24 protein-coding genes are annotated in these 24,051 nt (G+C 32.2%); 14 read left to right on the plus strand and 10 right to left on the minus strand.

From position 1 onward, the window contains the following. Window positions 1-408: 408 nt before the first annotated feature. Window positions 409-915, plus strand: coding sequence for an immunodominant staphylococcal antigen IsaB family protein (gene isaB / locus LQ668_RS08625; RefSeq protein WP_239747829.1), 507 nt, complete (start codon window positions 409-411; stop codon window positions 913-915). 424 nt (window positions 916-1,339) lie between these two features. Here the strand turns inward: isaB and LQ668_RS08630 are convergent, their stop codons facing one another. Next, the gene (locus LQ668_RS08630) at window positions 1,340-2,050 is read right to left on the minus strand and encodes a MerR family transcriptional regulator (protein WP_239747828.1); all 711 of its coding nucleotides are present in this window, start codon (window positions 2,048-2,050) and stop codon (window positions 1,340-1,342) included. A gap of 360 nt (window positions 2,051-2,410) precedes the next feature. On the opposite strand from LQ668_RS08630, the gene LQ668_RS08635 reads away from it, so the two are divergent. From LQ668_RS08635 to LQ668_RS08665, 7 genes are all read left to right on the plus strand, one after another. After that, window positions 2,411-4,396 (plus strand): BglG family transcription antiterminator, encoded by a 1,986-nt coding sequence (locus tag LQ668_RS08635; protein WP_338011996.1) that lies wholly within the window; start codon window positions 2,411-2,413, stop codon window positions 4,394-4,396. Between the two features lie 19 nt (window positions 4,397-4,415). Beyond that, window positions 4,416-4,883 (plus strand): PTS sugar transporter subunit IIA, encoded by a 468-nt coding sequence (locus tag LQ668_RS08640; protein ID WP_208143524.1) that lies wholly within the window; start codon window positions 4,416-4,418, stop codon window positions 4,881-4,883. Window positions 4,884-4,938: 55 nt separating this feature from the next. Continuing rightward, entirely contained in the window at window positions 4,939-5,217 is a 279-nt protein-coding gene (locus LQ668_RS08645; protein ID WP_078357873.1) for a PTS sugar transporter subunit IIB, read from the plus strand. Between the two features lie 89 nt (window positions 5,218-5,306). After that, window positions 5,307-6,566: a PTS galactitol transporter subunit IIC gene (locus LQ668_RS08650; RefSeq protein ID WP_239776002.1), complete on the plus strand. Its 1,260-nt coding sequence runs from the start codon at window positions 5,307-5,309 to the stop codon at window positions 6,564-6,566. A gap of 20 nt (window positions 6,567-6,586) precedes the next feature. After that, window positions 6,587-7,618: a zinc-binding dehydrogenase gene (locus LQ668_RS08655; RefSeq protein ID WP_107509788.1), complete on the plus strand. Its 1,032-nt coding sequence runs from the start codon at window positions 6,587-6,589 to the stop codon at window positions 7,616-7,618. A 40-nt stretch (window positions 7,619-7,658) separates the two neighbouring features. After that, window positions 7,659-7,817: a hypothetical protein gene (locus LQ668_RS08660; protein WP_088369002.1), complete on the plus strand. Its 159-nt coding sequence runs from the start codon at window positions 7,659-7,661 to the stop codon at window positions 7,815-7,817. Window positions 7,818-7,847: 30 nt separating this feature from the next. Beyond that, window positions 7,848-8,885: a galactitol-1-phosphate 5-dehydrogenase gene (locus LQ668_RS08665; protein ID WP_078357876.1), complete on the plus strand. Its 1,038-nt coding sequence runs from the start codon at window positions 7,848-7,850 to the stop codon at window positions 8,883-8,885. A 583-nt stretch (window positions 8,886-9,468) separates the two neighbouring features. Here the strand turns inward: LQ668_RS08665 and LQ668_RS08670 are convergent. After that, complete coding sequence (locus tag LQ668_RS08670; protein ID WP_239747827.1) at window positions 9,469-10,356, minus strand: nuclease-related domain-containing protein; 888 nt, start codon at window positions 10,354-10,356, stop codon at window positions 9,469-9,471. A 205-nt stretch (window positions 10,357-10,561) separates the two neighbouring features. Between LQ668_RS08670 and LQ668_RS08675 the strand changes: the two genes are divergently transcribed. Continuing rightward, a complete protein-coding gene (locus LQ668_RS08675) occupies window positions 10,562-11,146 on the plus strand; it encodes a LysE family translocator (RefSeq protein WP_239776003.1) in 585 nt (194 codons plus the stop codon). 44 nt (window positions 11,147-11,190) lie between these two features. On the opposite strand, the gene LQ668_RS08680 is transcribed toward LQ668_RS08675, so the two are convergent. After that, complete coding sequence (locus LQ668_RS08680; protein ID WP_239747826.1) at window positions 11,191-12,834, minus strand: alpha-keto acid decarboxylase family protein; 1,644 nt, start codon at window positions 12,832-12,834, stop codon at window positions 11,191-11,193. A gap of 214 nt (window positions 12,835-13,048) precedes the next feature. On the opposite strand from LQ668_RS08680, the gene LQ668_RS08685 reads away from it, so the two are divergent. Beyond that, on the plus strand, window positions 13,049-13,495 hold the full coding sequence (locus LQ668_RS08685; RefSeq protein ID WP_078357880.1) for a MarR family winged helix-turn-helix transcriptional regulator: 447 nt from the start codon (window positions 13,049-13,051) through the stop codon (window positions 13,493-13,495). Between the two features lie 57 nt (window positions 13,496-13,552). Here LQ668_RS08685 and yidC read toward each other — a convergent pair whose 3' ends face one another. From yidC to LQ668_RS08700, 3 genes are all read right to left on the minus strand, one after another. Continuing rightward, window positions 13,553-14,317 carry a membrane protein insertase YidC gene (gene yidC, locus LQ668_RS08690; RefSeq protein WP_239747825.1) on the minus strand — a complete coding sequence of 255 codons (765 nt, stop codon included), beginning with the start codon at window positions 14,315-14,317 and terminating at the stop codon, window positions 13,553-13,555. Window positions 14,318-14,346: 29 nt separating this feature from the next. After that, complete coding sequence (locus LQ668_RS08695; RefSeq protein ID WP_107509779.1) at window positions 14,347-14,616, minus strand: hypothetical protein; 270 nt, start codon at window positions 14,614-14,616, stop codon at window positions 14,347-14,349. 226 nt (window positions 14,617-14,842) lie between these two features. After that, window positions 14,843-16,192, minus strand: coding sequence for an amino acid permease (locus LQ668_RS08700; RefSeq protein WP_208143517.1), 1,350 nt, complete (start codon window positions 16,190-16,192; stop codon window positions 14,843-14,845). Window positions 16,193-16,441: 249 nt separating this feature from the next. Here LQ668_RS08700 and add point away from each other — a divergent pair, with 249 nt between their 5' ends. Further along, entirely contained in the window at window positions 16,442-17,419 is a 978-nt protein-coding gene (add, locus tag LQ668_RS08705; RefSeq protein WP_078357882.1) for an adenosine deaminase, read from the plus strand. A 110-nt stretch (window positions 17,420-17,529) separates the two neighbouring features. Here the strand turns inward: add and LQ668_RS08710 are convergent, their stop codons facing one another. Next, window positions 17,530-17,910, minus strand: a complete 381-nt coding sequence (locus LQ668_RS08710) for a hypothetical protein (protein WP_208143516.1) — start codon at window positions 17,908-17,910, stop codon at window positions 17,530-17,532. Between the two features lie 151 nt (window positions 17,911-18,061). Here LQ668_RS08710 and bioB point away from each other — a divergent pair, with 151 nt between their 5' ends. Continuing rightward, the gene (bioB, locus tag LQ668_RS08715) at window positions 18,062-19,024 is read left to right on the plus strand and encodes a biotin synthase BioB (RefSeq protein ID WP_107509635.1); all 963 of its coding nucleotides are present in this window, start codon (window positions 18,062-18,064) and stop codon (window positions 19,022-19,024) included. A 147-nt stretch (window positions 19,025-19,171) separates the two neighbouring features. Then, window positions 19,172-20,533 carry a CitMHS family transporter gene (locus tag LQ668_RS08720; protein ID WP_239772894.1) on the plus strand — a complete coding sequence of 454 codons (1,362 nt, stop codon included), beginning with the start codon at window positions 19,172-19,174 and terminating at the stop codon, window positions 20,531-20,533. A 295-nt stretch (window positions 20,534-20,828) separates the two neighbouring features. On the opposite strand, the gene LQ668_RS08725 is transcribed toward LQ668_RS08720, so the two are convergent. The 3 genes from LQ668_RS08725 to LQ668_RS08735 all read right to left on the minus strand — a co-directional run bounded on the left by LQ668_RS08725 (window position 20,829) and on the right by LQ668_RS08735 (window position 22,976). Next, window positions 20,829-21,767 (minus strand): mechanosensitive ion channel, encoded by a 939-nt coding sequence (locus LQ668_RS08725; protein ID WP_078357886.1) that lies wholly within the window; start codon window positions 21,765-21,767, stop codon window positions 20,829-20,831. Window positions 21,768-21,996: 229 nt separating this feature from the next. After that, the gene (locus LQ668_RS08730; RefSeq protein WP_078357887.1) at window positions 21,997-22,482 is read right to left on the minus strand and encodes a GNAT family N-acetyltransferase; all 486 of its coding nucleotides are present in this window, start codon (window positions 22,480-22,482) and stop codon (window positions 21,997-21,999) included. Between the two features lie 164 nt (window positions 22,483-22,646). Then, complete coding sequence (locus tag LQ668_RS08735; protein WP_078357888.1) at window positions 22,647-22,976, minus strand: DUF4889 domain-containing protein; 330 nt, start codon at window positions 22,974-22,976, stop codon at window positions 22,647-22,649. Between the two features lie 180 nt (window positions 22,977-23,156). Here LQ668_RS08735 and LQ668_RS08740 point away from each other — a divergent pair, with 180 nt between their 5' ends. Further along, window positions 23,157-24,047 (plus strand): fructose bisphosphate aldolase, encoded by an 891-nt coding sequence (locus LQ668_RS08740; protein WP_239747822.1) that lies wholly within the window; start codon window positions 23,157-23,159, stop codon window positions 24,045-24,047. The last annotated feature ends 4 nt before the right edge of the window (window positions 24,048-24,051 follow it).

Consider the following 24,051-nt stretch of genomic DNA (forward strand, 5'->3'; position numbering starts at 1 on the left):
ATGGATATCTATAGTTACACTTCTTTCGACTTGTGTGAACATGGATATCTATAGTTACACTTCTTTCGACTTGTGTGAACATGGATATCTATAGTTACACTTCTTTCAACTTGTGTGAATATGGGCATCTATAGTTACACTTCTCTCGACTTGTGTGAATATGGTTCTTTATAGTTACACTTCTCTCGACTTGTGTGAACATGGATATCTATAGTTACACTTCTCTCGACTTGTGTGAATATGGGCATCTATAGTTACACTTCTTTCGACATGTGTGAATATGGGCATCTATGTTCAATCATTTTATTTTTTGGTTTATGCAGTTCATTAAGGGTATCGTAATATTACAAGTTATTTTCTGACACCCAGCCAATAGAGATGTTATATCAATAAAAGGGAGTGAAGACGATGAAAAAAGTATATCAATTCATAGGTACAACTGCCCTATCGACAGGATTATTATTTGGTGTAACAGCTGTCGGAAATACAGACGATGCAATTGCAGCTCAATCAGAGTCAGAAACTACACCATGGTATAACTACGATGGATACACATACAATAATCCTAACTTTGTATTAGATTATAATTTTGTTGAAGCTTTATATGCGGACAATGTTACAATTAATGGCTATCAAACAGATCCTGACGCCAAAACAGGTACTGGAGGAAAATCCACAGAAGTATACGATACAAAAATAATGAAAGATCAAAACGGTAAAGTCGGAACAATCATGTTTGATGTCAAATCAGGTGTTGTAACAAAAGAAGAATTTAAAAAAGCACATGAACCAACAATGATAGTAGAAAAAGGTGACAAATATTTAAAATATGGAACATTAAACCAATACTATCTTGCATCATTTGATGAAGATGGTTATCTCGTTCATATGGAACTTGGCGTAATACCTCAATAAAAGTAATACTTTAATATATGAAGAAGTTAGTAATATACAAATCTAATTTTATAGAATGTTAAGAGGCTAAGACAAATTAATTTGTCTTAGCCTCTCATCTTGTAAAGATATCCATATCAGCAATTTTACTTAGAACTGCTTTTAACACACCTCTTATCAGCAATTTTACCTAGAACTGCTTTTAACACACCTCTTATCAGCAATTTCACTGAGAACTGCTTTTAACACACCTCTTATCAGCAATTTCACTGAAACTTGCTTTTAACACACCTCTTATCAGCAATTTCACTGAAACTTGCTTTTAGCACACCCCTTATCAGCAATTTCACTGAGAACTGCTTTTAACGCATCTCTTTTCAGCAATTTTACCAACTTTTGTTCATAACGTACCCCTTTATAAACAACACTTTCTACTCTTTTCCTATTAAACATGTGTTTCTATGCAGTAACTCTCAACGCCACAATGTGGGCATTCTAATTTTCTTGTTTGGTAAGTGTGATTGGACTTAAACCATTCTGAGAACAGTGGTTTGAACTCTTGTTGACAATTTGGGCATAAGTAACTTACTACTGAATAGTATTTCTTTGTTGCTATTGCTGCATATATAAAAATAAATGGATATACGGTAATTATGGGTTGCCACTTTTTCTTCTTAATTGATGTGATAATACTACTATATTGAAATGCACCTACTATTAATGATATGCCCATAAAGTTTCTTCTGAATGTTTTCATTTCTTGATGCTTTTTTGATTTGTTTTTTAAATTAAGTACGTTTGATACTGGATATTCACTTTCTTTACTTATATTCTCTCTTATAAATTTAATTTGTTCTACTTGTTCTGACTGCTGTTGTATTCCGTTTTCGAGATCTAATAGTTTCTCGCTTAATAAGATATTCAATGTATTGATTGAATGGTTTGAATTCAATAGTTCTTTTATTTCTTTTAATGAAAAGTTCATATCTTTCAACGTTAGTACTAGTCTTAATTGATTGATGTCCTCTTCAGTATAAAGTCTTCGATTGTTTTCTGAAGTATTACTAGGGCTAATAACTCCTTTTTTATCATAATATTGAACGGTTCTAACTGTAACGTTACATAAACTTGCTACTTCTCCAGTTGTTTTATTCATATTAATTCCTCCTGTTTCATTTTTCTTATCTCAATTGTACTTGATGACGCAACGTCATTATCAAGCTTTAACTTATACTTTTCTCAAAAAATCCAGGGAAGTCTACCCGCACTATTAATAGTATGTGTTCAAAATAAAACATTTACAAAAGAGCAGTACATTAGGGATTCTCAACTGTTAATCACAACGGTGTACAACTATTTATATAACATTTGTGATTAACGTTTGTACAACTCTTTGATGTGCTGTGTTAAGTTATATTTAACAACAAAGGAGGGATTCAAAATACAGAAGGAAAACTTTAATATCATTTCAGAAATGATTAAAAACCCCAAAATTAAAGGTAAAGACTTAGAATCAATGTTTAACATTTCTCGCAGACAACTAGGATATAGGATTCAAAAGTTAAATGACTGGTTTAAAGAACAAGATTATCCGGAAATCGAACGAACTAGCCAAGGTTATTTTATCGTTGATGACAGAATTAAAGAATTTCTAAATGTTCCAAACGAATCCACCTATCAAGAAAATGAGCAGGTATACACTTCTTACCAACGCGCGCATCTCATTTTGTTGATGTTGTTTAGTGAAGAAGAAGGACTTTCATTAAATCACTTTTCAATAGATTTAGAAGTTAGTAAAAATACTATTTTGAATGATATTAAAAAGTTGAAAGAACTTCTCAAACCTTATGAAGTTAATCTTCAGTATAGTCGTACAAATGGTTACTACTTAGTTGGTGATGAGTTTGAAATACGTCGCCTTCTTATGAGGCTAGTCGATAAAGCATTCACATTGCAAATTTCTCAGTCTGATATTGTAAATGGTTTAAAGGTTGAAGAAGATAAAATTGATTTAATTAATATCCAAATTTCAAAAATCGAACAATATTTAGATAGAAAATTTATTGATCAAAGTACTCGAACATTACCATATAAACTTTACTTAATTTTACGAAGAATCAAGCACGACAAAATCGTTTCATCATTTTCTATTGGTTATGATGACTTATCTGATACAAAAGAATATCAAGCAACAGAAATACTGACATCAACATATTCAGATATTCCAAGACAAGAGAAATTATTTATAACATTGCAACTACTCGCAACAAGTGTTCAATGGTCAGATATCAGTGATGTTCAACATATTCCAGAGTTAAATAAGGCACTCGAAGAAATGATTGAACAATTTGAAAAAATTACTTTTATTAATTTTACTGATAGAGAATCTTTAATGAATCAACTGATGCTTCATATGGAACCAGCTTTTTATCGTATTAGATATGAATTGTCTGATATAGATGGTTTAGAAAATTCATTGAAAGAAGATTATAAAGAACTCTTTCATCTCGTAAAACTATCATCTAAACCTTTAGAAAAGTTTTTCGGTCACTCATTGCCAGAAAATGAAATTGCTTATTTAACCATTTTAATTGGAGGCAGTTTAAGAAGACAAGACGAAGAAATCGAACAAAAAGTAAAAGCAGTGGTAGTTTGCACACAAGGTACTTCCATTTCACAGCTGATGCTACAAGAATTACGTAGTGTATTTCCAGAATTTATATTTCTAGATGCTTTGTCGTTACGTGATTTTAATCAATATGAGTTAGATTTTGACATTGTATTTTCTCCAATGCATATCATGACGAATAAACGATTATACATCACTAAAACAATATTAACTGCTCAAGAAAAACACGAATTACGTCAGCATGTGTTTGGACAATTAAACAACACAATAGAAACTGATATACAAGTAGAAAAAATGCTGTCAATTATCAGAGAGCATGCAACAGTTCATAATGAATCTGAACTTTCCAAAAAAGTTAAAGAACAATTTGAAGATACGTATGCTTATTCCTCTGTGAAGGCATCAACATTATCAATCAATAGTACTTTGAATTTACAAGATCTGTTACCAACGAATCATATACGTTTTGTTCATAGTGTTGTTGACATCGAAGAAGCCATTCGCTTAACAGCCGAACCGCTTGTCAAAATGAAATATATTGATTCTCAATATATAGATAAAATGCATAAAGCTTTCGATGATACTTATATGGTTATCAACCAAAACATCGCAATCCCTCATGCAGAAGGAGACCAAGTCGTTCATAGAACATCAATGAGTATGTTGGTATTGGAAGAACCGCTTGAGTTAAGTACTGGATTCAAAGTTCAAATTTTTGTAGTGATAGCTGCAACAGACAAATTTAAGCATTTGAGACCACTACTCCAATTGAGAGATATGTCTCAAGATAATGATGCAATTCAACAAATTGTTAAGGCAGATTCAAAAAAAGATATATTAGAAATTATTCAACATTTTTCAAAAATAGATTAAATCAAAGGGGTTGCATAAAATGCAAGATTTAAAAATCGATGTCTCAAACGTCATTCTTGATTTAGAGGCAACGACAAATGTGGAAGCATTGAGTAAGTTATCAGAGGTCATGCACCAAAACGGTTATGTCAAAGATACCTACAAAGACGCTGTTATTGAAAGAGAAAAATCATTTGCAACTGGTTTACCAACTGTATATTGTTCCGTTGCAATCCCGCATACCGATATACAACATGTCGAATCAAAATCAATAGGTATTGCAGTTCTAAAAGAAACAGTTCCATTTGTCATTATGGGAGAGTTGGAAGAAACAACAGATGTTAAGTTAATTTTCATGTTAGCAATGGATAAAGAAGATGCTCAACTTTCATTATTGCAAAAATTAATGGGCATTTTCCAAAATGATCAATTACTATCGTTCATTGCTAATGCAAAAGATAAACAATCAATTGTAGATGCAATAGACAAAGAACTAAGTGAAGCATAAAAAATTAAATGGAAGAGTTGATTCTTATATCGACTCAAATTAGGAGGAAATTATTATGAAACAAGTATTAGTAGCATGTGGAGCAGGAATTGCAACATCAACAGTGGTAAATAACGCAATCGAGGAAATGGCTAAAGAACACAACATTAAATTAGATATAAAACAAATTAAAATCACTGAAGTCGGTCCTTATGTTGATACAGCTGATTTATTAGTTACAACAGCAATGACTCAAAAACAATACGATTTCCCAGTAATTAATGCTCGTAACTTCTTAACTGGTATCGGAATTGAAGATACGAAAAAAGAAATTCTAGAAGTATTACAAAGTTAAAACAACTAAATTTAAAATCTAGCATGAGGTTGAAATAAGAATCATGATATTTCACCCTCATTCTTTTAAAAAAGAGGATGGTGTAGAGAATGAATGGTTTCGTAAATTTTATTCAAGCTTTTCTTGATTTAGGTGCAACGGTTATTTTACCGATTGTCATATTCCTATTAGGATTATTCTTCAGACAAAAAGTCGGTGCAGCATTTAGATCTGGTTTAACGATTGGTGTTGCCTTCGTAGGTATTTTCTTAGTAATTGATTTACTTGTTAACAACTTAGGACCTGCTGCACAAGCAATGGTTAAAAACTTAGGGGTTAGCTTAAACGTGATTGATGTAGGTTGGCCAGCAACTTCTTCAATTGCATGGGCTTCTGTTATAGCAGCATTTATTATTCCATTAGGTATCGTAATTAATGTCATTATGTTGTTAACTAAGACGACTAGAACGATGAACGTTGATATTTGGAACTTCTGGCACTATACATTCTGTGGTGCTATGGTTTATGCAATATCTGGTAGCATTTGGCAGTCACTAGTTGCTGCTGCATTATTCCAAATCATCTGCTTAAAAGTAGCTGACTGGACTGCTCCAATGATGAGCAAATTCTATGATTTACCAGGCGTATCAATTGCAACTGGTAGTACGATTTCTTATGTACCTGGTATTTTCTTAGTTAAAGGACTTCAAAAAATCCCTGGTATCAACAAATTAAACGCTGATCCAGACACTATTCAAAAAAGATTTGGTGCTTTTGGTGAATCTATCTTCGTAGGTCTTGTACTTGGTTTAGCTATCGGTTTATTAGCTGGATACAATGCTGGAGATGTTATCAACTTAGGTATGTCTATGGCGGCAGTTATGGTATTAATGCCTCGTATGGTTAAGATTCTTATGGAAGGTTTAATGCCTGTATCTGAATCAGCACGTACTTGGTTAAACAAACGTTTCGGAGACCGCGAAATTTACATTGGTTTAGATGCTGCTGTAGCTTTAGGACACCCTGCAGTTATTTCAACAGCATTAATCTTAGTTCCAATCACAGTGTTATTAGCAGTTATTTTACCAGGTAACCAAGTATTACCTTTTGGTGACTTAGCAACTATTCCATTTATCGTAGCATTCATAGTAGGAGCAGCACGTGGTAACATCATTCACTCTGTTATTGTCGGTACAATTATGATTGCTATCTCACTATACATTGCAACTGATGTAGCACCTATTTTCACAAGTATGGCTGACGGTACAAACGTTAAAATGCCATCAGGATCATCACAAATCTCAAGTCTTGACCAAGGTGGTAACATCTTAAACTATATTATCTTCAAGTTCTTTGATTTGTTCAACTAACATTAAGGGGATGACATTACATGAAAGCATTAGTAAAAACAGCACCAGGATTTGGCAACTTAGAAGTGTTAGATAGAGAAATTCCAGAACCAGAAGAAAACGAAGTGAAAATAAAAGTTCATTACGCAGGTATTTGTGGTACTGATGTTCACACTTATGAAGGACACTATAATGTTAACTTTCCAGTAACGCTTGGCCATGAGTTCTCAGGTGAAATCGTGACTGTTGGAGAAAATGTTCAAGATTTCGAAATTGGTGATCGCGTTACTTCTGAAACTACTTATTACATTTGTGGAGAATGTGAATATTGTCAAACAGGTGATTATAACTTATGCAATCATCGAAAAGGTTTAGGTACGCAACAAAATGGTGGATTTACTCAATATCTTGTTGCAAGAGCTGCAAGTGTTCATAAATTACCAGATAACGTATCTTATAAAGCTGCTTCTATGACTGAACCTTTAGCATGTGCACACCATGCAGTATCAAAAATTGATATTAATCAAGGTGATACTGTTGTAGTCATGGGTCCTGGACCAATCGGATTACTTGTAGCACAAGTGGTTAAAAGTAAAGGCGGTAAAGTTGTTATTACTGGATTAGATAATGATAAAGCACGTTTAAATAAAGCTGAAGAACTTAATTTAGATCATGTAGTAAACATTCAACATACAGATTTAAAAGAATATGTAAACAACATAACGAATAACTATGGTGCAGACGTTGTATTAGAATGTTCAGGTGCAGTACCCGCAGCCAAACAAGGACTTGATTTATTACGTAAAAAAGGACGATATGTTCAAGTAGGTATTTTTAAGGATGCTGAAATTCCTTTTGATTTAGAAAAAATCGTTCAAAAAGAAATTAGAGTTGTCGGTAGTAGAAGTCAGAAACCTGCCGATTGGGAACCATCGTTACAACTCATGAGTACAGGTCAAGTTGATGCAGAAGCACTTGTTACAGCTGAACTTGATATTACAGAGTGGGATGAAGGTTACAACCACATTAAAGGTGGCGAAGGGATCAAAGTATTACTACGCCCTATCGAATAAATAAATTATCTTTTATAGATAAAAAAGGAGAATGTTGATTATGGTAGAACACATGTTAGATTTTATGCTTGGACCGATGAGAGGTATTACAGGATTCTATATGGATAACTTATTATTTTGTAATAGTGCTGTTTTTGTAAGTTATTTTGGAGCAAAACTTTTCAAGAAAAAGAAAGTCACTTCAGAACAAACATCATAACAAGTAAGAATAGAGGGGAGGATATCATTATTGAAAGCCCTAAATTTATACAATATTGAAGATTTAAGATTTGAAGAAACAACAAAGCCAGAACTTGAATCACCTGATGATGTCATTATTAAAGTTAAAGCAACCGGCATATGTGGGTCAGATACATCACGCTATAAAAAGCTTGGACCATATAAAGAAGGTATGACATTTGGTCATGAATTTTCTGGTGTAGTTGAACAATTAGGCAATGATGTCACAGACTTAAATATAGGAGATACTGTAACAGGTTGTCCCGCTATCGTCTGTCATAAATGTCATTACTGTGAAAAAGGCGAATATTCCAGATGTGAAAATTTATATGTAATAGGCTCATATGAACCAGGTTGTTTCGCAGAGTATGTTAAATTGCCAGCTAGTAATGTACTAAAACTCCCAGATAATGTAGATTTAGATACTGCAGCAATGGTTGAACCGTCTGCAGTTGTCGCACACGGATTCTATCGTACACGTATGAAACCTGGTGCAACAGTAGCAATTATGGGATGTGGTAGTATAGGCTTACTAGCTATACAATGGGCGAAAATATTCGGTGCTGCAAAAATCATAGCCATAGATATCGATAATCATAAACTAGACATTGCAAAAGAACTAGGAGCAGATTATACAATCAATTCAAAAGAAGAAAACTTAGATGATGCTATCTCAGCTATACCAGATAAAATAGATGTTGCCGTAGAATCAGCAGGATCTCCATTCACAATAGGACAAGTATTAACCTTACCAACTAAAGGTGGAGAAGTCTTATTATTAGGCATCCCTTATTCTGATATAGAAATTAAACGACAACATTTTGAGAAAATATTACGAAACGAACTAAACGTAATAGGATCATGGAACGGTCTATCCGCACCCTTCCCAGGAGAAGAATGGACAGCAACATTACACTATATGTCCACTGGAGAAATCAATGTAGATCCCATCATTTCAGATAGACTCGATTTAGAAAAAGGACCAGAAACATTTTATAACTTAGTAAATAGAAAGCAACATTACGACAAAGTAATCTTTCATCCATAAATAAACATGACCATAAATCAATAATACCTTAAGAAAAAACAGGGGCACGCCATGCGCGCCCCTGTTTTTAATGTTCGACGTCAGCTCCCAATGTTGCTAGTCAGACTCATCTTGCAATGTTCCGGGCCTCAATGTTGCTAGTCAGGCTCATCTTGCAATGTTCGAAGCTTCAATGTTGCTAGTCAAGCTCATCTTGCAATGTTCGAAGCCCCAATGTTGCTAGTCAGACTCATCTTGCAATGTTCGAAGCCCCAATGTTGCTAGTCAGACTCATCTTGCAATGTTCAGGGTCTCAATGTTGCTAGTCTGGCTCATCTTGCAATGTTCGACGTCCCAATGTTGCTAGTCAGACTCATCTTGCAATGTTCGAAGCCCCAATGTTGCTAGTCTGGCTCATCTTGCAATGTTCGAAGCCCCAATGTTGCTAGTCAAGCTCATCTTGCAGTGTTCGATGCCCCAATGTTGCTAGTCTGACTCATCTTGCAATGTTCGAAGCCCCAATGTTGCTAGTCTGGCTCATCTTGCAATGTTCAGGGCCTCAATGTTGCTAGTCAGCCCTATCTTGCAATGTTCAATGACTATCTTATCTATTTTTTTTGGTTTTATAATATCTTTTTGGATTCTTTTTTGTACTACTAAAATACTTATCACATACTCTTCTTATAGTATATCTATTCCCTGCTCCACACCACTCTTGGGCTTCTGATAAAATAAATGCTTCCCCTTTACACAAATAGAGTTCTAACAAATTAAATAAATAAACATTTTGTCGTATATCTTTGAAATCACATAATCTACATTTCAAGTATTTCTTGTGGTCTTCTATTTCAATCGTATTCAATCTCTTACATTTCGGGCATTTCAAACCTGGTCTTAAACAAGACATTGGGACTTTTTTAATATTCTTATAAATGTGTGAAAAGTCGCTATGCTCTCGTTGAAACATATGTAAGATATTTTCATTTTCTAAAGAATTTTTATTTTTGAGCATATATTTAAGTTTATGTAATTCTGTTGGTAATAAGATATTGAAATGATTAGGTATGGTATCTTTTAAAGTGAATTTGTGGTTTGTAAAAATAAGATAAGAATGCAAGGGTTTGTGAATATTCATGTGGGATATTAAGTAATTTAATTCATGATTGGCTCGCCGTAATTGCTGAAAAGGGGTATAAAACATATTTCCAAATCTGTTTATAAGCTGTTCATCTTTAATAGTATAATCTCCAGAATAATGTTTAACCTCAAAGTGACATATAGCATCGTCCGTTACAATTAAAAAATCAATTTGAACACGGTTTTTGTGGCTTATATGAAAATCATATAAATAATGAAGATTAGGATATTCATCTAGAATACATTTTATGAAAATTTCTCCTTCCAAACCTTTAATATAATTTCTTGTTTCTTCATCAAGTCTGTCCTGGATAATACGATTTTTAATAGCTAATAAATAAGTTTGCCTGTCCATCGATGCACCTCCGAATTTCTTTACAATTATTATAGAGAATACCCAAGAAAAGATAAACTAAAATACTAAAGTTTCACTATCTATTACGTCGGTACTATTTAACCATTTTATTTCATCTAAATGATATGCTACCAATCGTGCATTTACAATCCATCCATCTAAAGATACAATACACTCAATAGTTATACTTGAAAGGGAGTTTTATATGACATTTTTATCTATGACAATTTATGCTATAGTTTCGAGCTTCACGCCTGGACCAAATAACATTATGTCTTTATATTATTCTAAACAAACTGGTCTACGAGGTACAATCAAATTTTGTATTGGTGTTGCACTAGGTTTCTTTCTATTACTTCTCGTTTCAAATTTCTTTAGTAATACTTTATATCACGTCTTCCCAAAAGTACAACTATATATGAAAATTTTCGGGGCAATTTATTTACTTTATTTAGCATACAAAATTGGAACAAGCAAAGGTACTGACGCTCAATCGTTTAGTAGAAGATACAATAATATTAAATTTGGTATGTTGTTACAGTTCATAAATCCCAAAGGTGTGATTTATGCATTAAGTGTTGTTGCTGCATTTATAACACCGAACTTTGAACATTTCTCCGTCCAAATTATCTTAATTACATACTTAGCACTGATCGGGTTCCTTTCCTCTTTCAGTTGGAGTGTCTTTGGTTCAATCTTTAAAAAGTTTATCAATGAACATGAATTAGCATTTAATATTATAATGGCACTTCTTCTCGTCTATACTGCCATCTCCATTCTCTTCACATAAAAGTACCCCCTAATCCACATTCCATGGTTTAGGGGGGTTTTGTATTAACTATTTTGTTTTGAGAATGCTTTTCCGATTGCGTCTAGCTTTTCTGGTGCGTCTGAAGCAGTCATTTTTACTTCGATGAAATGCATTTGATTTGGTTCATTGTTAATCTGTAAGAATACATTTTCCAAATCTGCAGATGTTTCTACGTCATGTATTGCTACTTTATCTTTACCACCAAACACTACTGGCAATAATTTGTAATCCCACATTTGAATATCATTATATGGTTGATGTTCGCCGTGGATTTTACGTTCTACTGTATATCCGTCGTTATTAATTACAAAAATAACAGGTTTAAGGTCTTCTCTAATCATAGTTGAAATATCTTGTGCAGTTAGTTGTAATGAACCATCTCCAATTAATAAGATGTTTCTTCTATATAAATTAGACATTTGCGTTCCTATTGTTGCTGGTAATGTAAACCCGATTGAACCCCATAATGGTTGGCCAATAAATGTATTATCTTTATATAGATTCAAATCGTACGCACCGAAGAATGAAGTTCCTTGTTCTGCTAATATGATGTCGTCTAGACCGATAAAGTCTTGCATCATTTTAAAATATGTTTCTTGTGTTAATGGTGCATTATTAGGTGTATATTGCCCTTTTTCCTCACGAATATTTTCCGGGAAATTCGCATCGTTCTTATATTCAATATTAAGTAAGCCATTTACAAGATTAGATAATGTAAATTCTGATGCTACAGTATCATTCAATTTGAAGTCTTGATGATTAATCATAACAACATCATCAATATCAAAGCCATATGAATATCCAGCTGTCGCTGAGTCTGTTAATTTAGCACCTATATTTAAAATCGCATCACTGTTATCTACATAATTTCTAATGTTTTCTTCAGCAATACTCCCATCATAAATACCCATATAATATGGACTTTCTTCATTAAAAGCACCTTTACCTAAAGATAATTGAGCTACTGGTATTTCAGTTTGTTGTACAAATTGTTCTAATTTATCGTGTAATTTAAAGCTATTAATTTCGTGACCTGCAATGATGACAGGTTGTTTAGCTGTTTTTAATTTTTGTTCGATCATTTCTATATATTTAGATACATCTTGTTTCACTGCTTCAGCTGGTTTAAATGCTTCTACTACATCTATTTCAGACTGTGCAACATCAATTGGTAAATGAAGATGAACTGGTCTTTTTTCAGCAATTGCTGCATTAATTAATCTTGGTATTTCAGTTTGAGCATTTTCAACAGTAATATAACCTTGAGCAGTAGTAATTTCTTTGAACATTTTTCGGTAGTTATCAAACTTACCTTCACCTAATGAGTGATGAACATATTTTCCTGCTTCTTCAACAACTGTCGTTGGTGCACCAGTAATAGCCACAACCGGTACGCGTTCTGCATAAGATCCAGCAATCCCATTTACTGCACTTAATTCTCCAACACCAAATGTCGTAACCATTGCACTTATACCATTCATTCTTGCATATCCGTCAGCAGCATAACTTGCATTTAACTCGTTAGTATTACCAATCCACTCCATATCATCTCTGCTAACAATGTCATCTAAAAATGCTAAATTAAAATCTCCAGGTACCCCAAATACCTTTTCAACACCAACAGTGCTTAATGCATCCATTAAATATTCCCCAACACGTTTTTTCATAACCTTGTCCCCTTTTCTATATATAGCAGTTATTTAGGTCAATAGGATTGACCTATTAGCGTAAAAAAATAACACCTAAATTCATTATCAAATGTTTAATAATATCCTTAACAATTATTATTATATGCTTACTTATAAATTAAGTCAACTTCATTGACCTAAAAATGAATTTTTTAATCCTATCCTTTATAATAGATGAAAAGGAGTCGACACAATGGATAATAAAAATAATTATGACCATATGCTTTTTTACTTCGCATACAAAACATTTATAAATACAGCTGATGATATTATAAAAAATCACGGCATGAGCAGACAGCACCATAGATTCTTATTCTTTATAGATCAAATGCCAGGTATCACTATGAAAGATTTATTAGATACATTAGAAATCTCAAAACAAGCATCACACGCATCACTCAAGAAACTAAAAGAAAAAGGTTTAATCAGATATGTAGATTCAGATAACGATAGAAGAGTAAAACAACTGTATCCAACTAAAGAAGGCAGTGAACTCGTTCATACTTTAAACAAAGCACAAAACGAACTATTACAACAAACATTTGAAGAAGCAGGTACAGACTGGCACGATATTATGGAACACTTAGCAAGTAAGAAAAGTGGCTTTAAAAATGTTAAATCTATAAAACCAGTTGAATAAAAACGTATTAAAAAGACTGCCAACTAAGTCAGTGACAAAGTTGGCAGTCTTTTTAATTTAATGACTTACATCTGTATTAAGTTCTTCTTCATGATAATTAAAGTATTTGTTAGAAATATATTGTTGAATGATTAGTACGATCGCACTAGCACTCCAATACAGTGGTAACGCTGCGGGCATGTTCATACTTATGATCAATATCATTATTGGACTTAAATACATGATATATTTCATTTGTCCGTTTGATTCTTCTGGTAAATATTTTGTAGAAAAATATGCTTGTAATAAATATAATACCCCTGCTATAAGTGCCATAAATATGTCTGGTGTACCTAGATTAAACCATGCAAAACTATGACTTGCGAATGCTTCGTTACGTGATATTGCAAAATACAATGCCATTAGAATTGGGGTTTGAATAAGCATTGGTAAGCATCCCATATTTAATGGATTAACATCATTATCTTTATATAAAGCCAACATTTCTTGGCTATATTGTGTACGTTCTTGATCATCTTTAGCAGCTTTCATTTTCTTATTAATTTCATCAATTTCAGGCTTTAACTGTTTCATTTTAAATTGCATTTTCTTTTGTCCTTTAAAAGAGCGCAACATAAATGGCATTACAATAAGTCTTACGCATAAAGTAACAATGATAATGCCTATGCCATAACTATTGTTAAAGAATGAAGCAAAGTATTTAATAAGATAAACGAATGGTTCAACAAATGTTGAATGGAACATGCCACCTTCTTGTGGTGCACAACCACCTAATAGTAGTGTTATTGCTAAAAATGCTAATACTGTATATAATTTTTTCAAAATTTCTCCTCCAATATATTAAATATGAATTAATATATTGGACAAGCGTCTTCTTCATCGACGGTCATGGATAAGCAACGTATTCTCCATCTTAGTATAGGTACAATCCATACAAAAATGTATTGATCCTCTACTTCAGTTGAAGACCTTACTATCCAATTTTTATGGAGCTTGATGCTTGCTTGCATTTGCAAGTAAACATACAAGAGTGTCAATAATAATGGAACAAAGTAATATATGCTAAATGCAACATAATTTATTAAAATATCCTCGCCTAATAAACTTATGAGCCATTCCATTAAGACCTCACTCCTTTCAAATTGAATATTATATTTTTATTATACATATTGTAGTTATTATATACAATCATTAGCTATTTTCTATTAAAATACAGACACCTTTCTGTCTGACTTCAGACAACCCGAAGACTTACCAGAGCCTTTTAAAGACTGATTACATTAAAATTCATAATATAAAAATAAGGCCGAGACAATTAGTTTGTCTCGGCCCCTATATATAATTTTATTAAGGTTTTTTGATAAATGCGTATAAACTAATACTAAAGATAAATATTATACCAATAATCACGGAAACTCTTGTTTCTGAATTAAATAACATCCCAATGACAACGGCAATTAGCATGATAATCGTTATAATATTACTTACTGGTGCGAATGGCATTTTAAAGGGATGGTCTTTGATTTGTTCTCTTTTTCTAAAATTGATATGACTAATTAATATTGCAAACCAAGGTACCATGCCTGGTAAGACACCTGCACTGAATACATAGACGAATATGTCAGTATCTTTTCCTAATATTAAAGGTAAGACAACATTTAGTATAATACCTAAGAAAATACCTATTGAAACAGCAATAACTGCGATATGTGGGACACCATTTTTATTTGTCTTATAAAATATTTGGGATATTTGTTTTTGTTTTGATAACGTATAAAGCATACGACTTGTACTAAATATACCCGAGTTACAACCTGACATTGCTGCTGTAATTACGACGAAATTAATAATAGTAGCTGCAGCAGTAATACCTACTTTTGCAAATGTCGCAACGAATGGTGAACCAATATGATTCACTTCGTCCCAAGGATATACTGTTACGATAATAAAGATTGAACCGATATAGAATATTAATATTCTCCAAACAACACCATTAATTGCTTTAACGATATTTTTTTGAGGATCTTTCGTTTCGCCTGCAGTAATACCAATTAACTCGATTCCTATGTATGATCCGAATACGATAGATAATGCAAAGAAGAAACCACTTATTCCACCGGTAAAGAACCCACCATGATCCCATAAATGACTAATTCCAATTGGATTAAAGTTATTGCCGATACCAAATAGTATCAATCCTAATCCTGCAATAATCATTAAAATAATAGTGACGACTTTTATAGCTGCAAACCAAAATTCAAATTCTCCAAACCATTTAACAGAAACTAAGTTTGCTGATAGTAAAATAACAACTACAGCTAAACCAGGTATCCATTCTGGTAAATCTGGCCACCAAAATTTAAAATATGACCCAACTGCAATTACTTCACTCATACCGACAATAATCCAGTTGAATATACTACTTCCAGCTGTTACAAATGAAAATGAAGGATGTATGTAATCATTAGCAAATTTAGCAAAAGAACCAGTATCTGGGTAAACATAGACCATTTCACCTAAGGCTCTCATAATGAGGAATACAAATACACCTGCAATTGCATATGCAAGTAGAACTGAAGGGCCTGTCCATTTAATTGTACTAGAAGCACCCATAAATAAACCTACGCCAATTGTTCCTCCAATAGCAATCATCTGCATTTGTCTTGATGTTAATTCTCTTTTTAAGTTATTATTCATTTTTGCGCCTTCTTAATATGTATATATTGAATTTTCAATAAACATTTTTTAAATATTTTATTAATATAGCATTTTTAATATCTACATTCCAACTATTCTTAATCAAATAACAAATAAATTTATTAGTTTAATCACAAAATTTACACAATTTCTCTAAATACTATCAGTTTTATCTGAATTTGTTTATAATATACTACTATGTTTACAATTAAACATTAATACAAATAAAAATAGAAAGGATAATTATCAATGACTCCAATAAATAATATCCCCAAGACTGAATTACACTGCCATCTAGATGGATCTGTGAGCATAGAACTTATCCAACAATTAGCACAAGAACAGCAAATACATATTAATATAGAAGATATTCAAGTTGATCAAACATGTGACAGTCTTGATGAATACTTAAAATCTTTCGATACAATTTTAAAAGTATTACAAACAAAAGATAGTATTGAAAAAGCTGTTATAGATGTAGCTCAACAAGCACATAACGACAACATTAAATATATAGAAATCAGATTTGCTCCATTATTCCATACAGATAGAGGACTAAGCGTTAAAGAAATACTAGACTCCGTTAATATAGGCGCAACAAAAGCAGAGTCACTTTATCCAATCAAAGTGAACATGCTTGTATGTGGAATGAGGCATCATGAAAACAAAACGAATATTGACCTCTTTACAGAAGTTAATCAACTAAATAAAGACAATAGTCATGTTATCGGTTATGACTTCGCTGGCCCAGAAGAAGCATTCCCTACTAAGACCATTCAAGAAGCCATTCAGCATACTATAAAGTCAGGAAATCATTTAACATTGCATGCAGGTGAATGCGGATGTATACATAATATAATAGAAGGAATTGAACTCGGCGCTAGAAGAATCGGTCATGGCGTAGCTGCTACGAGTGACAATACCGCACTAGAATATATTAAAAATCACAATGTATTACTAGAAATCTGTCCTACAAGTAACTTACAAACAAAAGCCATACAGACATTGGATGAACTCAACATAAGAAAACTTATAGAACAGAACATTCCATTTAATATCAATACAGATAATAGAACCGTTTCAAGCACCAATTTAAATAATGAATATACCCTATTATATAATCATAATTTAATATCAACAGATGAAATTAAACAGCTAAATATTAAAGCAATAGACCACGCATTTATAACAGATGCAGAAAAAGAAAACTTGAAAACTAAATATTAATGACGATATACAAAAAAGCATTTGCCTCTTATGGCAAATGCTTTTTATCATAATAACTACTTCATAGTATGGACTACTAACTCAAGTAAAACGTGGTGATGGTAGAAAGGTTATTCGTTCTCAGTATTTTTCTTTTTGAGAAAATATCTTTTTTCAATATAATCTGATATAAGTCCTATAACGGACCATATCAAGATAATAACTATCACATATTTACTTTTAACTTGTTCACTACGAGTTAAATATATTAAAGAAATCAATGAAATGATGCTCAATTCACTTATCTTAAATATCATGAAATATTTAAGATTCTTTGCTTCCTCTTGTCCTCTTAGCCAACTAAAAAATATAGCAAACGCTATAAATATAGGAACGATAAAATATAATGCTTTCTCGAATGTAAATATTGCACTTAAACCTATACCAAGCCCTACAATTAAAAACACAAATATTAAAACTAACAACTCGCGATTTTTCATCAATTTATTCATAGTATCTTACCTACTTTCAACATATAGTATTACACACCACTTTTACCATTATTTGTAATTTATACCACTATTGTAAACCTAATATAAAATATGGTTTACAATAGTGGTAATTATTAGTATTCTATTAATAATCATAAAGGGGGACAACATAATGAATTTAGGCACAAATATAATAAATGGACAGTACTTAACTTTTAATGAGGCGTTAAATATATATCAAGATCCTGAAATCGATACTTTAAAACTTGTGAATGAGGCTTACAAAGTGCGCCACCATTATTATGGCAAGAAGGTAAAGTTAAATATGATTTTAAATGCTAAAAGTGGTATTTGTCCTGAAGATTGTGGTTATTGTGGGCAATCAAGAGATGTTAAACAGAAGTCTCAACGTTATGCGCTTATTCCAGAAAACCAAATTGTTGATGGTGCTAAAGTTGCTTCTGACAATAAAATAGGTACATATTGCATTGTGATGAGTGGTCGTGGACCTAGTGATAAAGAAATATCTCATATTACAAGTTCTGTAGAAGAAATTAAAAGAAACCATCCTCAGTTAAAAATTTGTGCTTGTCTTGGTTTAACTAATGAAGAACAAGCTGAATCTCTAAAAATTTGTGGTGTGGATCGTTATAACCATAATATTAATACAAGTGCTAACTATCATGATGAAGTCGTAACAACGCATAGTTTTGATGATCGTGTAAATACGATAAATATAATGAAAGACAAAAACATTTCACCTTGTTCTGGTGTAATTTGTGGTATGGGTGAATCTGATGAAGATATTATTGATATGGCTTTTACACTTAATGACTTAGACGCCGATAGTATCCCTATGAATTTTTTACATCCTATTAAAGGAACGAAATTCGGAAGTATGGATGACTTAACACCTATGAAATGCATTAGAATTTTGTGTATGTTCAGATTGATTAACCCTACTAAAGAAATTCGAATCGCTGGTGGTCGTGAAGTTAATTTAAGAAGTCTTCAATCTTTATCTCTCATGGTCGCAAACTCTATTTTTGTAGGTGATTACTTAATTACCGGTGGTCAACCTAATCAATTAGACTACGATATGATACAAGATTTAGGATTCGAAATTGATTGTTAAAATATTCTGTAAATTTAAGAATTATTATATTCTTTTATTATCTCAAATGATATAATATGTATTAAGTTTTCTATTTCACTTAAATGTGATTTAGGAAACTTTTTAAATTAGGTTATATGTAAGCGCTATATTACAAGGGGGATGTATATGGAAGAACCAAATACACTGCTGACGATAGTTGGATTAGTTATTATTATTTCAATCGTTGCAATGTTAATTATGAAAAAGATTAGTCCAGTTGTAGGTATGATTTTAATACCTGTCATTGGAGCATTAGTGATTGGCCATGGTTTTGGAGACATACGTAAATACGTAGATTCCGGTATTGATCAAGTTTTCAACGTAGCAATCATGTTTATTTTTGCTATTATTTACTTTGGTATTATCTCAGACAGTGGTTTATTTAGACCATTCGTTAGAGGTATGATCAAACTAACTCGAGGAAATATCATCATCGTTGCCATTGTAACGACAATTATTGGTACATGTGCACAATTAGATGGTGCTGGTGCTACAACATTTTTATTAGCTATTCCTGCTTTATTACCATTATATAGAGCTTTAAAAATGAGTCCTTATTTATTAGTTCTTCTATTGGCATTAAGTGCCGCTATTATTAATATGGTACCTTGGGGCGGACCAATGGCAAGAACTGCTTCCGTATTAAAAGTCGATAATATTAATGATTTATGGTATCAAGTCATTCCACTACAACTAATTGGTATCGTACTAGCAATATTATTCTCAATTTATCTAGGATTACGTGAGAAAAAACGTATTTCAAAAGAATTTCCTGATGAAGAAAACATAAATGTTGATATGGATAAAATTATTGCAAACTATGAAAAAGACCAAGAAGAAAATGCTTCAGTTAAAGGTGAAGCGACTAAACATACTTACATACTTTGGTTAAACTTAATACTTACAGTTATCATCGTTACTATGATGTTACTAGATATCGTTCCACCTGAATTTGCATTTATGCTTGGTGTGGCTATTGCATTACCATTGAACTTCCATAATGTAGATGAACAAATGGAAAGAATTCGTGCACACGCACCTAACGCATTGATGATGGCAGCAGTAATATTAGCTGCAGGTGTATTCTTAGGAATATTAAATGAAACAGGCATGTTAGATTCAATCGCCTTATCATTAATCGCTGTACTTCCAACAGTCGTTGGACCGTACTTACACATTATAATTGGTGTGCTAGGTGTACCATTAGACTTATTAACAAGTACAGATGCTTATTACTTTGCGATTTTACCTATAGTAGAATCAACAGCAAGTCAATTCGGAGTTTCTTCACAATCAACAGCATTCTCATTAATGATTGGTAACGTAATTGGAACATTCGTAAGTCCATTCGCACCAGCCGTATGGTTAGCTGTTGGACTTGCTGAAATAAGTATGGGTAAATATATTAAATACGCATTCTTCTGGGTTTGGGGCTTCTCAATCCTATTGCTAATCATAGCAATACTAATGGGTATCGTTACAATATAGATTTGTCACTTAGTTGATAGACATAAATAGACATTACAATATGAGAGAGCTTGAGACTTTTGTGTCCCAAGCTCTCTTATTGTATGGTGTTAATGTTAATTTAGAGGATTTCTTAGATTAACTACTCTATTAATCTACAACATACACAATCTCTTAGATTAATTACTCAATTAATCTACAACTCATCTCATTTTTTCAAAAAACTTTATTTTCATCGTCCTACCCAGACATAGAGGCTGAGACAAATTAATTGTCCCAGCCTCTTATCATTTTACATATTAACTTTGTACGCTAATTATTTATCTTTTGATTCAGCTTTACGTTCAATTTTTGATAATGTTTTTTCTGCAAATGACTTACCACCGATACCGAATGAGATAGCAAATGCTACTGCTACTGCACCTAAGATAAGTAAGAATGCTACATTAACAATACTTTGAGCAAAGTTTAATTGATCTAAAGTCATAAATACTGAAACGATGATTACTAAATACTTAACAATTTCTGAAACGAATGTGTTACCTGTTGATTTCTTAATTAATTTAGATAATAAGTTACCACCAACAAAACCAATTAGTAAAATGATTGCTGCTGAAATTACTAATGGTAAGTAACCGATAATTGCTTCACCAATTGTATTTAATACTTCTAAATTAACTGTATTTAATGATTCAACAACGAAGAATAATCCAATAATTGCTGAAATCACCCAGCCTGCAGCTGAAGGAATATCAATACTTTCTTTGTTCTCACCAAAGTTTACATAGTGGTTGTATTTACTAACATTTAAATTAGTTAGTAAGTTTTTAACTAATGTACCTAATACTTTTGCGATAAATAAACCTATTACTAATATTACAATCGCAACAATAATTCTAGGTAAGAAGTCTAATACACTGCCCATCATGTTCTTAATAGGTGTTGATACAGATGTCATGTTTAATGCATCAAACACTGATGGTAAGAATAACAAGAATATAATGAAGTAAGCTAATTTACCAAATGTCTGAATTAATCCTTCAGACTCTGATTTACCACTTCCTGATTCAGTTAACCCCTTTTTCTCTAGCCATTTTTCTACACCAAGTGCACTTAAACCTTTCACAATAACTGTTTTAACTATGACTGCGATAAGCCATGCAACAATTAATAATATAATTGCACTAATCAAGTTTGGTATAAAACCAATAACGCTATCTAAAGCACTTAAAAACGAATCTGTAATTTTACTCATATTTAATTCCTCCTTTCTTGATATGTTACCCTAGTATAATAATAATAATCATATTTTAAATAATATTTTCAACATTATTCTGAAAATATTAATTTTAGATTCAAATTAAAGTTGAACTAATAATTAATATGCTTCGTAGCTACACTTTTCTCCACCTGTGTGAATATAGATAAATTTGAAGCTGAGAACAAATTAATTGTCTCAGCTTCAAATTTTCATTTATTTCCCACTATATATTCTTTATCATTCGCGTTTCACGTAAAACATTTCCTAGTTCTTCAAGCTCATACTTACCGTCTTTTTCAAATCCCATTTTCTCATAGAATTTAACAGTCGGAATATTATCTTCAAGTACCCAAAGGCTTAATTGATCAAATTCAGATTTCATTCTTTTTTCCGCTTCATTCATTAAAAGCGTCCCGATACCTTTATGCTGATATTCTTGTAATAGGTATATAACCATAATTTCACCACATTTGTCACTCGTGTCTTCATCTTTATCTTTACTATACATTAGAAATCCAACAACTTTACCATCGACTTCCGCCACAATACATGGTGCATTAAACATATGATGTTTTTCAATATAAGACTCTAAGGACAAACTATCTAAATAACTGTCAGGAACAATCCCCTTATATGTAGTTACCCAAGATTCATAATGAACTTTAGCTATAGACTCTATATCGGATTCTTTTTTATTACGTATAATCATATAATATCAGCCCCTAATAATTTTATAATTTATATGTAATATTACTATAATCCATTTACATTTAATAGTTCTTATAACTAAGTTTATTAAAATCTTTTTTATAGTCTAGTCAGTTACTAAAAAAACTACCAACAATTTTATATTTGTTGGTAGCTTTTTTTATATTACATTTCCATATCATGTATTTTCATCATTAAGCCGTGTGGTACGTCGTCATGAGTTACTACATCTTTTTTATAAAATGTTTTTCCATCGTCTTTAGAAATCAGTTTCACGAAGTCACCTTTTTTAGGTTTGAAGTCTTTCGTTGATTCCAGTTTAACGTTTTCTGTTACTTCGTTATTTTTCTCGCTCACTACTTTTTCTGCTGTTGTTCCGTTCTCCATATACCCGTAGTATGTGCTTTTTTGTGTTGAGAATAATAATAATGATGCTACTGCTATAGCAAGAACTGCCAAGCCACTAATTAATAATATTGCTGATTTTTTATTCATTGAGAATCCTCCCTAACCTACATCATAAAACGTCTTACCTAATTATGAAATGACCTTCATGGAATCTTCTTAAATTCGACATATTTTTTTAGATGTACAGTTTGAAAAGTTGAATAACTTGCCATAAAAACTAAAAATCATCATAATATTAAGTGAAGAATATCTAAAGGAGTGGAAAAAATGAACCAAGAACAATTTGAAAAAATGAAAAATGGTAAAGGTTTTATAGCTGCACTAGATCAAAGTGGTGGTAGTACTCCGAAAGCTCTTAAAGATTACGGTATTGAAGAAGATCAATATAGCAATGAAGATGAAATGTTTACACTTGTTCACGAAATGAGAACACGTATCGTTACATCACCAGCCTTTACACCAGAAAAAATATTAGGTGCCATTTTATTTGAACAAACAATGGACCGTGAAGTAGAAGGCAAATACACATCAAACTACTTAGCAGATAAAGGTATTGTACCTTTCTTAAAAGTCGACAAAGGACTTGCTGAAGAAGAAAATGGCGTTCAATTAATGAAAGTTATTCCAGGTTTAGATGAATTATTAAAACGCGCTAAAGAACGCAACGTATTTGGTACTAAAATGCGTTCAAATATTTTAGAAGCAAATAAAGACGCTATCGCTAAAGTCGTTCAACAACAATTTGAAATTGGTAAACAAATCATCGAAGCAGGATTAGTTCCAATTATTGAACCTGAAGTTAACATTAACGCTAAAGATAAAGAAGAAATTGAAGATATCTTAAAAGAAGAAATCGCTAAAGAATTAGACAAATTAAATGATAATCAATACGTAATGTTGAAATTAACAATTCCAACAAAACCAAATCAATATAAATCATTGATCGAACACCCTAACGTAGTTCGTGTCGTAGCATTATCAGGCGGTTACTCTAGAGAAAAAGCAAACGAATTACTAAAAGAAAATGATGAACTTATCGCAAGTTTCTCACGCGCATTAGTAACTGATTTATTCGCTGGTCAATCATCAGAAGAATTTGATAGCAGATTACAAGACGCAGTAGATTCTATCTATGACGCTTCAGTGAATAAAAATTAATAAA

The sequence above is a fragment of the Mammaliicoccus sp. K-M42 genome, assembly GCF_022386375.1.
GTDB lineage: Bacteria > Bacillota > Bacilli > Staphylococcales > Staphylococcaceae > Mammaliicoccus > Mammaliicoccus fleurettii.

What these genes read in the sequence shown, in the direction of transcription:
- LQ668_RS08660 (WP_088369002.1), top strand. Translation starts at nt 7,659, where the DNA reads ATGGTAGAACACATGTTAGATTTTATGCTTGGACCGATGAGAGGTATT.
- LQ668_RS08645 (WP_078357873.1), top strand. Translation starts at nt 4,939, where the DNA reads ATGAAACAAGTATTAGTAGCATGTGGAGCAGGAATTGCAACATCAACA.
- LQ668_RS08730 (WP_078357887.1), bottom strand. Translation starts at nt 22,482, where the DNA reads ATGATTATACGTAATAAAAAAGAATCCGATATAGAGTCTATAGCTAAA.
- LQ668_RS08695 (WP_107509779.1), bottom strand. Translation starts at nt 14,616, where the DNA reads ATGGAATGGCTCATAAGTTTATTAGGCGAGGATATTTTAATAAATTAT.
- LQ668_RS08735 (WP_078357888.1), bottom strand. Translation starts at nt 22,976, where the DNA reads ATGAATAAAAAATCAGCAATATTATTAATTAGTGGCTTGGCAGTTCTT.
- bioB (WP_107509635.1), top strand. Translation starts at nt 18,062, where the DNA reads ATGAATTTAGGCACAAATATAATAAATGGACAGTACTTAACTTTTAAT.
- LQ668_RS08700 (WP_208143517.1), bottom strand. Translation starts at nt 16,192, where the DNA reads ATGAATAATAACTTAAAAAGAGAATTAACATCAAGACAAATGCAGATG.
- LQ668_RS08740 (WP_239747822.1), top strand. Translation starts at nt 23,157, where the DNA reads ATGAACCAAGAACAATTTGAAAAAATGAAAAATGGTAAAGGTTTTATA.
- isaB (WP_239747829.1), top strand. Translation starts at nt 409, where the DNA reads ATGAAAAAAGTATATCAATTCATAGGTACAACTGCCCTATCGACAGGA.
- LQ668_RS08655 (WP_107509788.1), top strand. Translation starts at nt 6,587, where the DNA reads ATGAAAGCATTAGTAAAAACAGCACCAGGATTTGGCAACTTAGAAGTG.
- LQ668_RS08685 (WP_078357880.1), top strand. Translation starts at nt 13,049, where the DNA reads ATGGATAATAAAAATAATTATGACCATATGCTTTTTTACTTCGCATAC.
- LQ668_RS08640 (WP_208143524.1), top strand. Translation starts at nt 4,416, where the DNA reads ATGCAAGATTTAAAAATCGATGTCTCAAACGTCATTCTTGATTTAGAG.
- LQ668_RS08675 (WP_239776003.1), top strand. Translation starts at nt 10,562, where the DNA reads ATGACATTTTTATCTATGACAATTTATGCTATAGTTTCGAGCTTCACG.
- LQ668_RS08630 (WP_239747828.1), bottom strand. Translation starts at nt 2,050, where the DNA reads ATGAATAAAACAACTGGAGAAGTAGCAAGTTTATGTAACGTTACAGTT.
- LQ668_RS08670 (WP_239747827.1), bottom strand. Translation starts at nt 10,356, where the DNA reads ATGGACAGGCAAACTTATTTATTAGCTATTAAAAATCGTATTATCCAG.
- LQ668_RS08725 (WP_078357886.1), bottom strand. Translation starts at nt 21,767, where the DNA reads ATGAGTAAAATTACAGATTCGTTTTTAAGTGCTTTAGATAGCGTTATT.
- LQ668_RS08680 (WP_239747826.1), bottom strand. Translation starts at nt 12,834, where the DNA reads ATGAAAAAACGTGTTGGGGAATATTTAATGGATGCATTAAGCACTGTT.
- add (WP_078357882.1), top strand. Translation starts at nt 16,442, where the DNA reads ATGACTCCAATAAATAATATCCCCAAGACTGAATTACACTGCCATCTA.
- LQ668_RS08720 (WP_239772894.1), top strand. Translation starts at nt 19,172, where the DNA reads ATGGAAGAACCAAATACACTGCTGACGATAGTTGGATTAGTTATTATT.
- LQ668_RS08650 (WP_239776002.1), top strand. Translation starts at nt 5,307, where the DNA reads ATGAATGGTTTCGTAAATTTTATTCAAGCTTTTCTTGATTTAGGTGCA.
- LQ668_RS08635 (WP_338011996.1), top strand. Translation starts at nt 2,411, where the DNA reads ATGTTTAACATTTCTCGCAGACAACTAGGATATAGGATTCAAAAGTTA.
- LQ668_RS08710 (WP_208143516.1), bottom strand. Translation starts at nt 17,910, where the DNA reads ATGAATAAATTGATGAAAAATCGCGAGTTGTTAGTTTTAATATTTGTG.